This window comes from Longimicrobium sp., from assembly GCF_036387355.1.
Classification (GTDB): domain Bacteria; phylum Gemmatimonadota; class Gemmatimonadetes; order Longimicrobiales; family Longimicrobiaceae; genus Longimicrobium.
In genome coordinates this window covers 1-13710 of the sequence record NZ_DASVTX010000415.1, presented here as the reverse complement: position 1 = coordinate 13710, position 13710 = coordinate 1, and the positions used below count along the sequence as shown (strand labels likewise).

General features: G+C 69.7%; 8 protein-coding genes and 1 riboswitch. Of the genes, 1 reads left to right on the top strand and 7 read right to left on the bottom strand.

What is annotated here, in order from left to right; all coding sequences use genetic code 11:
• Window positions 1-105: 105 nt before the first annotated feature.
• The 7 genes from VF665_RS18180 to thiC all read right to left on the bottom strand — a co-directional run bounded on the left by VF665_RS18180 (window position 106) and on the right by thiC (window position 12534).
• On the bottom strand, window positions 106-3228 hold the full coding sequence (locus VF665_RS18180) for an ATP-binding protein (protein WP_331054871.1): 3123 nt from the start codon (window positions 3226-3228) through the stop codon (window positions 106-108).
• Between the two features lie 459 nt (window positions 3229-3687).
• On the bottom strand, window positions 3688-4239 hold the full coding sequence (locus VF665_RS18175) for a GNAT family protein (protein WP_331054870.1): 552 nt from the start codon (window positions 4237-4239) through the stop codon (window positions 3688-3690).
• 166 nt (window positions 4240-4405) lie between these two features.
• Window positions 4406-6454, bottom strand: a complete 2049-nt coding sequence (locus VF665_RS18170; protein ID WP_331054869.1) for a PAS domain S-box protein — start codon at window positions 6452-6454, stop codon at window positions 4406-4408.
• Window positions 6455-6955: 501 nt separating this feature from the next.
• The gene (locus VF665_RS18165) at window positions 6956-8689 is read right to left on the bottom strand and encodes an ATP-binding protein (RefSeq protein ID WP_331054868.1); all 1734 of its coding nucleotides are present in this window, start codon (window positions 8687-8689) and stop codon (window positions 6956-6958) included.
• Window positions 8690-8945: 256 nt separating this feature from the next.
• Entirely contained in the window at window positions 8946-10127 is a 1182-nt protein-coding gene (locus VF665_RS18160; protein ID WP_331054867.1) for an MFS transporter, read from the bottom strand.
• 269 nt (window positions 10128-10396) lie between these two features.
• On the bottom strand, window positions 10397-10555 hold the full coding sequence (locus VF665_RS18155; RefSeq protein WP_331054866.1) for a hypothetical protein: 159 nt from the start codon (window positions 10553-10555) through the stop codon (window positions 10397-10399).
• A gap of 182 nt (window positions 10556-10737) precedes the next feature.
• A complete protein-coding gene (gene thiC / locus VF665_RS18150) occupies window positions 10738-12534 on the bottom strand; it encodes a phosphomethylpyrimidine synthase ThiC (RefSeq protein WP_331054865.1) in 1797 nt (598 codons plus the stop codon).
• Between the two features lie 160 nt (window positions 12535-12694).
• Window positions 12695-12792, bottom strand: a riboswitch (TPP riboswitch).
• Window positions 12793-12973: 181 nt separating this feature from the next.
• Between thiC and VF665_RS18145 the strand changes: the two genes are divergently transcribed.
• Window positions 12974-13534, top strand: a complete 561-nt coding sequence (locus VF665_RS18145; protein ID WP_331054864.1) for a hypothetical protein — start codon at window positions 12974-12976, stop codon at window positions 13532-13534.
• Window positions 13535-13710: the final 176 nt, after the last annotated feature.

Genomic DNA, 13710 nt, shown 5'->3' with positions numbered 1-13710 from the left:
CGGCCGATGACAAAAGGGGGGAGCACCTCGCGGTGCTCCCCCTGTTTCGTCCCGCCGGCGATCATCCTCCGCGCGCCCCCGGGAACGCGGGCGGAGCGGGCCGGATCAGGCGCCGAACGCGCGAAGCGCGCGTGCCTCGGCGCGGTCCAGCAGGCGGTACAGCACCGCGAGCGCGGCGGAAAGGTCGCCGCTGGCGCGCCCCTCGGATTCCGCCAGCGCCGTGACCTCCGCGCGCAGCAGCACGAACTCGCGACGCAGGTGGTCCGCCGTCCAGCCGATGCGCCGCCGCTGCTCGCCGTGGCGCTCGCAGATCACCCGCTGAATGCTGGCTCCGTCCTGCATCAGCTCCGGATCGCCGCGCCCTTCGTCCAGGGTGATGAGGGTCTTGCCCGTTTCCAGCAGAAAGGTGGCGACGTGGTCCTCCAGCTGCGCGCGGTCCATCGTGCGCGCGTGCGGCAGGGCGGGATCGGTGCGCAGCCGGTCGCCGAAGCGGCGGGTGAGCGGGTCGGCGCCGCGGGCGATCAGGTGCCCGATCTCTGCCAGCCCGGAGATGCCCGCCCACTCCGAGTACCAGCTTTCCACCGCCGGCGGCTCCGCGGCCGCGGACTCGTCCGCCCGCCCTTCGGCCTCCACCATCTCGCGAATGCCCTCGGGCGTGGGGAGCCAGAGACCGAAGCAGCTTCCCTCGCCCAGCGCGCTCCGCACCGTCAGGTCGCCCCCCATGAGCCGCGCGAACCGCCGGCTGATGGTGAGGCCCAGGCCGGTGCCGCCCGTGCTGCGCGTGTGCCCGCCCTCCACCTGTGAGAACGGGTCAAAGATGCGCTCCAGCTCCGTGGCGGGAATGCCGCGGCCGGTGTCTTCCACCTCCACAACCACCCACGGGCCGGCCCCCTGCAGCGCGCTCCCGGCCGGAGGCGCGGTGCGCACGCCGCAGCGGATGGTGACCTGCCCGCCCGAATCGGTAAAGCGCACGGCGTTGCTCAGCAGGTTCACCGCGATCTGGCGCACGCGGTCCTCGTCGCCCACGTACGTTTCGTTGCAGGCCGACAGCGACTCGTCGTGCAGCTGAACGCCCTTGCCCTGCGCCAGCGGGGCCACCATCCCCAGCGCGGCGGAGGCGGTACCCAGCAGCAGCGTGGGCTCGTGCGCAACCTCCATCTCCCCCGCTTCGGCCTTGGACAGGTCCAGGATATCGCTCACCAGCCCCAGCAGGTGCTGGCCGCTGGCCTTGACCCGGGCGATGTAGTCCGTCTGCCGGGGGTTCAGGTCGCCCGCCACACCGGCCTGCAGCAGGTCGATGTAGCCGATGACGGCGTTGATGGGGGTGCGGATCTCGTGGCTCATCTGCGCCAGAAACTGGCTCTTGGCGCGGTTGGCGTGGTCGGCCTCGGCGCGGGCCCGGCCCGCCTGGTCGTACAGTTCCAGGCGGATCTGCTCGGCCGCCTTCTGCGCGGTCACGTCCTGCATGGCGCCCACCATCCGCGTGGCCGCGCCGCCCTCGTGCTGGGCGATGTGGCCGCGGTCCATCACGTCCGCGTACCCGCCGTCCGCGCGCAGAAAGCGGTAGTCCGCGCTCCACGACTCGTGCCCCAGGGCAATGGCCGCATAAATGCCGCGTGACACCTCGTCGCGGTCGTCCGGGTGCACGTGATCCATCCACCACGCGCCCGACGTTGCGTTGCTGGGGGGATGATAACCGAAGCGCTCGCCCAGGGCGGCGTTCCAGCGAATGCAGTCCGCCGCGAGGTCCCAGTCCCAGATCACGTCCGCCGTGGCGCGCGCGGCCAGGTGGTAGCGCTCCTGCGACTGCCGCAGCGCCTCGGCCGCGCGCTCCCGCTCGTCCACCACGGTGTACAGCGTGGCGACCCCCTCCACGCGCCCCTCCGCGTCCCGCACGGGCGCGTAGACGATGTCGAGCAGGTGTTCTTCCGGAACGCCGTCGCCGTCGCCGTCCCAGGCGGCCACCACACCCGTTCCCGTCCACGGCTGGCCCGTGGTGTACACCCCGTCCAGCAGTTCGTAGTAGCCCTGGCCATCCAGGTCGGGATACACCTCGCGAAAGGCGAGGCCCACCATTTCCCGCCCGCCGGCCTGCGCCCGGTACTGCTCGCTGGCCGCTACGAAGCGGTGCTCCGGGCCTTCCAGCACCGCCACCGCACCGGGAAACTGGGCCACCATGCGCGCCAGCCGGGCGCGCTCCCGGTCGCGGTGGGCGGCGGCCTGCACCTGCGCGGTCACGTCCGTGGCGATCGCCACGATCCCGGTAATCGCCTCGCCCGCGTCGCGCAGCGGGTGGTAGATGAAGTCGAGGAAGCGGTCCTCCAGCTCTCCCCCCGGCCCGTCCTGCAGCGTGATGGGGATGGCGTTGCCGATGAACGGCGTCCCCGTCTGCAGCACCCCGTCCAGAAGGGTGATGAAGCCCTGCTCCACCACCTCGGGCAGGGCGTCGGCCACCCGCATGCCCACCACCGGCCGCCCGCCCACCAGGCGCAGGTAGCCGGGGTTGGCGGATTCAAAGACGTGCTCCGGGCCGCGCACCACCGCCACGGCCACGGGGGCCTGCTCAAAAACGCCGCGCAGCTGTCCCCGCTCCAGCTCCGATTCCGCTCGGGCCGCCCGCAGCGCGTGATTCGACTGCTCCAGCATTTCGGCGGCTTCCTGCGCTTCCTCTACCTGCGCCTCCAGCTCGGCCGCCTGCGCCTGCATTTCCTCGCCCTGCTCTTCCACCTGGCGAACGCGTCGGCGGAGTTCCATCTCGCGCTCGGCGGACCGGGCCAGCTCCACTACGGTGTCCACCTCCATGGCGGTCCACCCGCGGGGAGCGGAATCGAGCACGCAGAAGGTACCGAGCACGGCACCGTGCTCCCCGCGAAGGGGCACGCAGATATAGGCGCACGCCCGCGTGGGGCCGGGGGAAAGCAGACCGGCGTACTCCGGCGCGGCGCCGCTGTCCGAAACAACGAGGGGGCCGGCGGCCTGCTCGGCCAGGCGCCGAAACGCGGGGCCGCGGATTTCCCGCTCCAGCGCCGGCCGGTCCGGAAAACCAGCGCACGAAAGGGAGAAGCCGTCCGCGTCATCCACCAGGCTCACGAAGGCGGCGGGCGCGCGCACCAGCGCAGCGGCCAGCCGCGCCAGGCGGCCGAACGCGTCCTCCGCGGCGGCGACCGGGAGGCCGCCGTCTGCCAGGGCGAAGCCGCGCGCGCGGTCGTCCGGTGCCGGAGCGTCCAAGGCGCCCGCGGCCGGAGATGGGATCGTGGAGCTCAATCGGACCACCTTCTCGCTGAAGAGTCCGACCGCGGGATGGAGCGGAGGGAAGTGCGGGGCGGGAGCAGGGGGGCGGAGGCTCGTGCGGGGGGGAAGAATCCGTGCGGGCGCTCCGCGCCAACCGTACTGCGGCGCGTCACGTACCCAAGCTAACGGTTTGAGGGCGAATCACCTAACGCAGGCCGCCCACCCTGCCCGCGGACGCACCGACGGGTCCGGCGCCGGGGCGGGCCGCGGAACCCGCATCCGCACGGCGCCGCGCTGCATCCAGCGCGCCGACACCCGCGAACCGGATGCTCCCTGGGGAAGTGGAAGGAGGATCGCGGGAACGCGCGGCGGCCGTTCTCGCGCGGTGAAACGGGGAAGGCGCGCGGGCAGCGCTCTGGAGGTGGCCGGTGGATGGGTTGACCGGAGCGCGGCCGCTCAGCCGTGGGAGGCGGGGTCCGTTCCGGCGGGAGGCGCGTCGGAGCGCAGGCGCGAGAACATCTCGATGTCCACGTTGCGGCCGTGCAGAAAGACCGCGCCGCGCACCAGGCCCTCGCTGGTGAACCCGGATTTCTGCGCCACCCGGCGCGATGCCTCGTTCCCCACGGAAACCGTCAGCTGCAGCCGGTTCAGTTTATTGGCCCCAAACAGGTACTCGGCGAACAGCATCAGCGCCTCGGTGGTGTAGCCCTTTCCGCGGCTCTCTACATCGAACAGCTGGTATCCAATCTCCACCCCATCGTAGTACGGCGCGGTCTGAAAGTACCAGATGGTGCCCACCATGCGCCCTTCCGGAGTGCAGATCAGCAGGCGCCCCAGCGCGTCGTTCCAGAACCCGGTCTGCCGAAAGTCGGCCACGAACGCGGCTTCGGAGAGCAGCCGCATGGGCACGTGCTCGCCGCGCGCCGACGTGTCGCTCAGCAGGGTGAACAGCTCGGAAAGGTCGCTCTCCCGCACCGTGCGCAGGTGAATGTTCGCGCCCTGGATCATGCCGTCGTTCCTCCTTGCAGAATGGTGAGCGGCCGCGGCCCGGGAACGGTGCCTGCCCCCGCCGCGGCGCGGCGGGCCGACATCCCGACGCCATCAACAGAGCCGGGGAGCACCACATGGGGCTCCCCGGCCTATTCTCCTGCTGCCCCGGTCAGACCGGCTCCGTTCACCCCGCGGGGTCCAGCGCCGCGTTTACGGCGGCCAGGAACTGATCCACGTCCAGCGGCTTGGTCAGGTAGTCCAGGGCGCCGGCGGCGCGCAGGCGCTCGATCTGGCGCGTCGTGGCATCCGCGCTGATCACCAGCACGGGGATGTGCCGCGTGCGCTCATCCGCGCGAAGCTCGTGCAGCACCCGCTCGCCGGACAGGTCGGGCAGGTGCAGGTCCAGCAGCACCAGGTCCGGGCGATGCTCACGCGCCAGCTGCAGCCCCAGCCGCCCCTGCAGCGCCGGAATCAGCGCGATCTCCGGCCGGTCGCCAAAGATCGTCTCCACCAGGTCCAGGTTGGCGAGGTTGTCTTCCACGTACAGAATGGTGCGGGCCGGGCGCGGCGCGCTTTCCGCGCGCGCGCCGTCCGTGCGCCCGGGCTCCAGCCGCTGCCGCGGGCTTTCCGTCACGGGAAGCTCCACCCAGAAGGTGCTTCCCTCGCCCACGGAGCTCTCCACGCGGATCTGCCCGCCCATCACCTCCACCAGGCGCTGCGAAAGCTTCAGCCCCAGCCCGGTGCCCTCCACGCCGGAATGCTCTGCGCCCAGCCGCGAGAACGCGACGAACAGCTCCCCCAGGCGGTCGGCGGGAATTCCCGGGCCCGTGTCGCGCACGCCCAGGGCCAGGAAGGCGCTCCCGTCCGCGCCCGCGGCGGGGCGCGCCAGGAGCTCCACCGCACCGCCCGCGCGGTTGTACTTGATGGCGTTGCTGAGCAGGTTCAGCATCACCTGCATGAGGCGCTGCTGGTCGGCGCGCACGTACACGTCACTGCCCTGCGGCGCACGCGCCGAGAGCTGCACCGGGCGCTGGTCGGCCGCGGGGCGCACCAGGGCGATCGCCTCGTTCAGCAGCGACGCCGCGTGCACCGGCTCCAGCGAAAGCTGCTGCTGGTTTGCCTCGATGCGGGCGATCTCCAGCACTTCGTTGATCAGGTTCAGCAGGTGGCGGCCGGCCTTGACGATATGCTCCACGCTGCGGGCCTGGTCCGCGGGAAGCGGGCTGCGCTGCAGGATCTGCCCAAAGCCCAGAATGCTGTTCATGGGCGTGCGCAGCTCGTGGCTCATGCGCGACAGAAAGTCGCTCTTGGCCTCGTTGGCCGCCTCCGCCGCGTCCTTGGCTTCCTGCAGGGCCAGTTCGAACTGCTTGCGTTCGGTGATGTCGCGCACCATCCAGATGCGCCCGTACACCTCGCCCGCCTCGCTGCGCAACGGCGCGGAGTAGCGGTCCAGCACGCGCCCGTCCGCCAGCAGCACCTCGTCGCGGTGCACCGTCTGAAAATCGTCGCGCAGCTGTTCGATGGTGCGGCGGTACGCCACCGGGTCGGCGGCCTGCCGGGTGGCCCACGCGAACATCTCCACGCACCGGTCCGGCGCGCGCAGCTCCTCGGGAACGTTGAAGATTTCGGCGTAGCGCCGGTTCATGTTCAGCACGCGGCCCTGGTGCGCCACCAGAATGCCGTCGATGGCCACGTGGCTCTGCGCCTGCAGGAGCGTGGTCTGGAACTGCAGCGCCTCTTCCGCGCGGCGGCGCTCCGTAATGTCGGTCATGAAGCCGGCAAAAAAGCGCTGCCCGTCGCGCCAGTACTCGCCGAAGTTGATCTCCACGGGGAACTCGGTGCCGTCGCGCCGCACCGCGGGCACCTGCACGCGCTGCCACGGAATGCTGCGCTCCCCCGTCGACATGTAGCGCCGGGTTCCGCTGGTGTGCCCCGCCCGCATGCGGGGCGGCATGAGCACGGTGATGGGCTTTCCCACCATCTGCGACGCCGGGTACCCGAAGATCCGGCACATGGCCGGGTTCACCGCCATGATGGTGGATTCCGCGTCGATGATCACGACACCGTCGGGGTCGGCGTCCACCAGCGCGCGGTACCGCTCCTCGTTCTCGGCGAGGGCGGCGTTGGCGGCGCGGGCGGACTCCAGCTCGCGCTCCAGCTCGGCGATGCGGGCGCGCAGGTCGTTCGGATCCGCGGAGGCGGATTCCGGCAGGGTGGGTGCGGGGTGGCTCATGGCGGCGACTGCGGACTGCGAAGGGCGGGGTTTCGGCGCGGAGATCGGCGGGTGCGCCGGTTGGGTTGGGATCAGCCGGGGGCGCGAGCGGCCGGACGCCGCTCGCCGATGATGCACAAAGCTAACGGAATCCCGCGCTCTCCAACAAGCGCGGCGGGGTTGCGCCCACGTACGCTCCCGTGCGGGTGCGGCCGGGGTGCCCGCTCGTGCCCGGGCCTGGGAGAAAATACAAGCGATGACAGGATCGCGCCCGAGAGTTGTATTTTATCGCCCAAAATACAACTCATCCAATCCATCCCGGGGCAGAGTTGTATTTTTCGAGGCGCCGTGGACCGCCAGGTCGGGGCCTTTGAGGAGGAAAATACAACTCGCCCGGAGCTGTGACGGGTGAGTTGTATTTTACAGCAGAGCGGAGATCACCGCCGGGAACACGGTCTTATACCTGAATTGCAAGTGATCCTCCGTCACAGATTCCGTGTTGTATTTCTCCCAGCGCGTGAGCTATGCCGCAACGTAGTAGAAGCCGCGTCCCCGGCGGTTCTCGCGCCCGGGACGGAGCACGCCTTCGGCTTCCAGCGCGCCGAGCAGGTTTCCCACGTGGGTGACGCTCAATCCCGTGATGTCGGTGATCTCGGTAGACGAAACCCGGCCGCGCGCGCGGGCCCACCCCAGAATGAGCGCGAGCCGCGCCGCCTGACCGTCCGCATACGAGATGCTCCGCTTGAGCCCCTCGCGCACGGCATCGCTCAGCCGGTACGCCTCCGGCTCACCGGCGGGGACTCCGCGGATTCGCAGGATCACGGGGCGGCCGGCAGCCTCCACTGCGGCAAGCCGGTCCAGCGCCGTCTTTGCCTCGATGGCCGACCGCTGCAGGACGGGGGCGGCGCGCAGCACGTCCACCCACCCGGCGTGCGTCAGGTGGTTGATGAGCAGGAGCGACTCCACATCCTGCGAAATCGGCGGCTGAACCGACGCTAGCAGCGCCAGCAGATAGGGATCGGGGTCTCCGCCTACGAGCCCTACCCGCACATACGGACCGGCGACTTCCTGGATGTGCGGCTCCGGGTGGCCCAGCGCCAGCATGTCGCGAACCATCCGGTCCACCCCGATCCCTTCCCGCTCCGCAAGCCGCAGCGACGCCACCGCTTCTGCCAGGCTCCGGTACCGTGGCACGGACGGATGTGTGATGATGTTGAACGGTCCTACGCCGCCCACGAACCCGCCGGGAGAGGTCACCGTGACCCTGTCCCCCACGTGCTCCACCGTGGTTGGCTGGGGCGTCAGCCAGTCGCGGTGCACGGCGCCGTTGATGATCGCCTCGCGCAGCGCCCGCATGGGAATGGCCCGCAGCTGTCCGTGCGCAAACCCGCCGGGCACATGCACCAGCCGGTTTACGGCTTCGGCGGCTTTCTCGATCTCCGAAATCTGCTCCAGAAGCGGGCGCGTGGTGCGGATGCGGTTGGTGCTGTCTGCGCCCGGCAGGTCGCGCCGGATGTAGTCCACACCCACGTGCGGAGTACCGACGAAGAGGAGCGAGCCGGCGTTGGTGAGGCGGTTCGTCCCATCCAGCACATGCACCCGGTGCAGCAGGTCCGCGTCCGACGCGGACGCAAGCTCTTCGGCGGCGGGATCCGCGGCGGCCCGCAGGTACCGCCGCGCGATTTCCAAGGCAATGGCGCTGGCATCGGCGAGGGTGTGGCCGGAGGGCTGGGCCGACCAGTCCACTCCCGTGATCCGCAGCCGTTCGCTGTGCCAGCTCGTGGGATCGATTTCGACACAGTGGTCGTTCAGCCTCCACTTCAGCTTGCCGCCCACCCGGATGGGCTCGATCGCCTGGTGCGTTTTCAGCACGAGCAGGCGAACTCCTTCAAAAACCACCGCCTGCACGGAGATGGTCAACTGCCGCGACGTCAGCTCAAAGATCCGGTGCCGCAGCCACTCTGCGCCGAGCTCCGTCCCAATGCGGGTTCCGTCATCGGCGATGCCCAGAATGATGGCGCCACCCCCGGCCGTGTTGGCCAGGCAGGCCATCTCGCCGGCAAGGTACCGGGCGGCCTCCTCGTTCTCGGATCGGCCCGCGGCAATGCCGCCGTCGCGCCCTCTCCGGCCGGGCTCCTCCTTGACGTCCACCTGGGCCCGCTCGATCCCGCGCGGGGCGTCGCCCGCCGCCAGACGCGCCATGACCTCGTTGACCTGCCGGTCCACCGGATCAGGACCCAGAAAAACAAACGTCATCGCGGATGCGCCGGGTGGAGTTGTATTTCCTGCTGCGAATATACAACATAGGGAAGCCATGCGAAATCAAGTTGTATTTTATTGGCAAAAATACAACTCGCCCGGTGCCGGACCGGGCGAGTTGTATTTTCACACGCCGTTCTTCCTCGTCTGACCTCCCGGGGCAGTCCCAGGGTGGATTGGCGGCTGCTCTCGTGATGGATCGGCCGGCTGAAGCGGAAAACCAGGGTGCGCCACGAAACAGCTCCGCCACTGCTCAGCGGGATGCGGGCGAGGGCTCACCGTCTGATGCCGAGTCCGGCTCGGGGAGCAAGCGCCACGCGATCATCGCCAACGCGATGGCGGCGCCGGCCGCGAGCGTCGCGTTGCCCTCGTAGCCGATGGCCGCGTACACGGCGCCGGTCAGCGCGCCGCCCGCCCCGAAGCCGATCTGCCCCGTTGCCATCATCAGGCTCATCATGGACCCGCGCTGCGTATCGGGGACGATCTCGGTCAGCAGCGCGTCCAGGGCGCCCGAGCGCGCGGCAATGAGCGTCATCAGCAGAAAGAACACCGCCGACGCGCTCCACACACCCGTGACCACCCAGGGCGTGAGCGCCATCAGCAGCGCGACGCCCAGGCTGGCGAAGATGACGACGACCCGGCGTCCCACCCGGTCCGAAAGCCGGCCCGTGCGTGGACCCGCCAGCAGAGTGGCCACGCCGCCCGCGACGAAGACGACGGCCACCTGCGCGGGAGTGATCCCCCGCGAGGCCTCCAGCCACGTCGGCAGGTACACGGTGTAGAGCGCCGTGCCGACGAAGACGCACAGATACGCCGCCGCCGCGGGCCGCACGCCCGGCCGCGCGAGCAGTGCTCCGTAATGGCGCAGCCCGCCCGCGAGCGAAGCCCGGTCGGTGCTGCGCTCCACCTGCGGCTGCGGCAGCCACCCCCACACCGCCGCGCACGCCAGCGCCATCGTGGCGCCGAACACAAGGAACGCGATGCGGAACCCCGCCCGGTCCGCGATCAGCGCTCCCGCGGGAACGCCCAGGATCTGGCCCGCGGCCATCCCCGTTGCCACCCACCCCAGAGCCCATCCCCGCCGCTCGTACGGAAAGTAGTCGCCCACGTACGCGGCCGCGGCGCCGGTGAGCACGCCGCCTCCGGCGCCGGCCAGCACCCGCACGGCGATCAGAGTCGGGAAGCCGCGCGCCAGCCCGTGCAGCGCCAGGGCCACGGCCATCACCGCGGTGCCGGCGAGCAGCATCCGCCGCCGCCCCACGCGGTCCGACACGGGCCCCATCACCACCGCCACCACGCCCACGGCAAAGGCGTACCCGCTCACCAGAACGCTGAGTGACGCCGCGGGCACCCGCAGCTCCTCCACCATCCGCGGCAGCAGCGGCGCGATCACCAGAAACTGGCTGCTGACCGAGAACACGATCAGCCAGAGCACCAGCAAAACGAGCCAGTCAGGGGCGGATTTCGACGCGTGAGCAGATTGCAGGGTGTTCTCCTGAAAGGGGCGATCGTCCGTGGCCGCCGAGGCCGCGGCTCATCGTCTCTGTGCCAGTAAAATGCCGGGAGAACCACAAGGATTCTCCCGGCATCCAGTTGGATCGTTAGGTCAGTTTGCTCACAGATTTGTGGTGACCTTGGAGTTGGCCCCGGCATCCCCACCGGCAGCAGCTTTCCGCTCAGGAGTAGGGAAACACGGGGCGCCGATCAGCGCTCCCATTGCTCGACTTCTTGCGCGGGCAAGGGCTCGAAGAACTCCGGCCCGAGCTTCACCAAACCCTTTATTGCGCCGCATTGCTTCCTGGGCTGGCGCGGGTTCACCGGGATCAACCGCACCACCGGCTCATTGTTCTTCGCGATGATCACGTCTTCTCGCCGCTTCGATCAAGCGCGACAGGTGCGTCTTTGCCGTGCGGATGTTGACGATCAACATCGGATCAGCCCCCGTTTGCAGCGTCAACTGACCCATCTGAGTACTTGGGCCAGCCTGGTCCATGCTCCGCCGCGGACCGCGCGGGGCTGCTGTGCCATCTACCCGAGGAGCGATATCAATCCGCCGCGACGGTCGCTTGCGCGTCCTCCGGGGCGCGGACGATCTGGCTGGCGGGCAGGTACACCTCGCCGCCGCGCTCGCGGAACTCGGCGGACATGCCGGCCATCCCCGCCTCGATCACCTTCTGCTTCGCCGCGTAGTCGCGCACGTCCTGCGTGATCTTCATGCTGCAGAACTTGGGGCCGCACATGCTGCAGAAGTGCGCGATCTTGGCGCCCTCGGCCGGCAGCGTCTCGTCGTGGTAGCTCAACGCCGTCACCGGGTCCAGCGCCAGGTTGAACTGGTCGCGCCAGCGGAACTCGAAGCGCGCCTTGCTGAGCGCGTTGTCCCACTCCTGCGCGCGCGGGTGCCCCTTGGCCAGGTCCGCCGCGTGCGCCGCGATCTTGTACGTGATCACCCCCGCCTTCACGTCGTCGCGGTTGGGCAGCCCCAGGTGCTCCTTGGGCGTCACGTAGCACAGCATCGCCGTGCCGTACCACCCGATCTGCGCCGCGCCGATGGCGCTCGTGATGTGGTCGTACCCCGGCGCGATGTCCGTCGTAAGCGGGCCGAGCGTGTAGAACGGCGCCTCCTGGCACCACTCCAGCTGCTTGTCCATGTTTTCCTTGATCAGGTGCATGGGCACGTGCCCCGGCCCCTCGTTCATGGTCTGAACGTCGAACTCCCACGCAATGCGGTTCAGCTCGCCCTGCGTGCGCAGTTCCGCGAACTGCGCCTCGTCGTTCGCGTCATAGATGGAGCCCGGCCGCAGCCCGTCGCCCAGCGAGAACGACACGTCGTACGCCCGCATGATCTCGCAGATCTCGCGGAAGTGCGTGTACAGAAAGCTTTCCTTGTGGTGGGCCAGGCACCACTTGGCGATGATGGACCCACCGCGGCTCACGATTCCCGTCAGCCGGTTGGCCGTCATGGGCACGTAGCGCAGCAGCACGCCGGCGTGGACGGTAAAGTAGTCCACCCCCTGCTCGGCCTGTTCGATCAGCGTGTCGCGGTACAGCTCCCAGGTCAGGTCCTCCGGAACGCCCCCGACTTTCTCCAGCGCCTGGTAGATGGGCACCGTGCCGATGGGAACGGGCGAGTTGCGGATGATCCACTCGCGAGTTTCGTGGATGTTCCTGCCCGTGCTCAGATCCATCACCGTGTCGGCGCCCCACAGCGTGGCCCAGCGCAGCTTGTCTACCTCTTCTTCGATGGATGACGAAACGGCGCTGTTCCCGATGTTGGCGTTCACCTTCACCTTGAAGCCGCGGCCGATGATCATCGGCTCCAGCTCGGGATGGTTGATGTTGGCGGGGATGATGGCGCGGCCGCGCGCCACCTCGCTGCGCACGAACTCGGCGTCCATCCCCTCGCGCAACGCCACGTACTCCATCTCCGGCGTGATTTCGCCGCGCCGCGCGTAGCCCATCTGCGTCACGCAGCCGTTCCCGCGCAGACGGGTTCTGCGCAGGCCCTCTGGCATGAGCGGCGCGGGAACGGCAGTGCCCAGTGCCGAGTGCCCAGTGCCCGAAGCCCGTCCACCGGGCACTTGATCCTGGGCACCGGACACTTCCGTTACGCCCCGCGCGCGGATCCACTCGCCGCGCACGGAAGGCAGCCCCACGCGCACGTCGCCGCCCAGGGGACCGCTGGTGTCGTACACGCGCAGCGGCGGCTCGCCGCCGGACAGGCTGATTTCGCGCAGCGGAACGCGCACACCGTGGCGCCCTTCCGCGTACACCTTGCGGCTGTTGGGAAAGGCGTCGCCGTAGTCGCCGGCGGGGGAAGGCTGGGGGCGGGCTCGGTCGGTCATCTGCGCTCCTCGGAGTGGCTGCGCGCGGGAGAGGGACGATCCGGGGGCCGGGCGAGTGGGAACGGCGGTGGCGGAACAAAAAGGCGCCACGCCGGAATGCCCGGTGTGGCGCCTGCGACGGTCCCGCGGACCCGTGGAGTGCGGGCACGGCGGATTTCGCCTGGACGACACGCCGCGCTCCCTCCGCCGGTCTGAACCGGATCAGGTTCCAAGGGACTGTCTCAACCCCGCATCAGCGGGGTACCCCTGGCGGCTTGCGCTCCCAAGGTAACAGCGAGTGCCCCCGCGCACCAGCGACGCGGCGCCGCGGGATCAACGCGCGCGCCGGAACGGGTGATTGGGTCAACTGACACGGGCGTGCTGTGCGGCACCTTCGCGATTGTGGTGCGTGGCGGCGCACGGAGCGCCGGCCCCGATCCAACTTTCGTGGAGATTGATGATGACGATCCGTTCCGCCGCCCTGATGCTTGCGGGCGCGCTTTCCCTTGGTGCCTGTGCTGATGCGTCCACGCTGCCGCAGCAGGAAGACCCGGCCGGGCGGCTGAGTTTTTCGTATTCCAGCGACAACTCGCCGATGACGGGCACGTTCTCGGTGGAGGGCGTCCATCCGGGCCCGGGCGCCGACGGGACGGGGACCGCGGCCGCCAAGGATGGGAATGGCGCATACATCTTCGCCCAGCGCCAGACCGGGCAGATCGTGGACGGCGCCAGCGTGGTGGTCCCGAACCTCACCCTGGGCGACAAGGGAGTAAGCGCTTCGTGCGAAACGGGTTGCGCCGTGATTACCGTGACGCTCACGCATACCGCCACGGGCGCCGCGCCGCGCCAGTACGCCTGCACCATCACGCAGGGCACCGTGGGCGTGGCCAGCATCTCGGACACGCGCATCAAGGGCAGCTTCAGCGGCACGGGCTCGTGCTACTCGCCGGCCGATCCGAATCGCCCGGCCATCGCCATCACCAATGGCACTTTCGAGGCGCCGTTCGTGGCGCTGAACTGATCCGCGGCGCTCGTCTGATCACCGATGACCCGGCGTTCCGGGTGCGAAACCGGCCGATGATCACCGTTCCCATGCAGAGCGGCCCGCCTCCGGGAGAGGCGGGCCGCTGTGTTGTGTCGCGGAAGACGTCGCGTCAGGGCGCGGCGGGCGGCGGAAGGGTGCCGGCCAGTTCGCGG

What these genes read in the sequence shown, in the direction of transcription:
- VF665_RS18175 (WP_331054870.1), bottom strand. Translation starts at nt 4,239, where the DNA reads ATGATCCAGGGCGCGAACATTCACCTGCGCACGGTGCGGGAGAGCGAC.
- VF665_RS18170 (WP_331054869.1), bottom strand. Translation starts at nt 6,454, where the DNA reads ATGAGCCACCCCGCACCCACCCTGCCGGAATCCGCCTCCGCGGATCCG.
- VF665_RS18165 (WP_331054868.1), bottom strand. Translation starts at nt 8,689, where the DNA reads ATGACGTTTGTTTTTCTGGGTCCTGATCCGGTGGACCGGCAGGTCAAC.
- thiC (WP_331054865.1), bottom strand. Translation starts at nt 12,534, where the DNA reads ATGACCGACCGAGCCCGCCCCCAGCCTTCCCCCGCCGGCGACTACGGC.
- VF665_RS18145 (WP_331054864.1), top strand. Translation starts at nt 12,974, where the DNA reads ATGACGATCCGTTCCGCCGCCCTGATGCTTGCGGGCGCGCTTTCCCTT.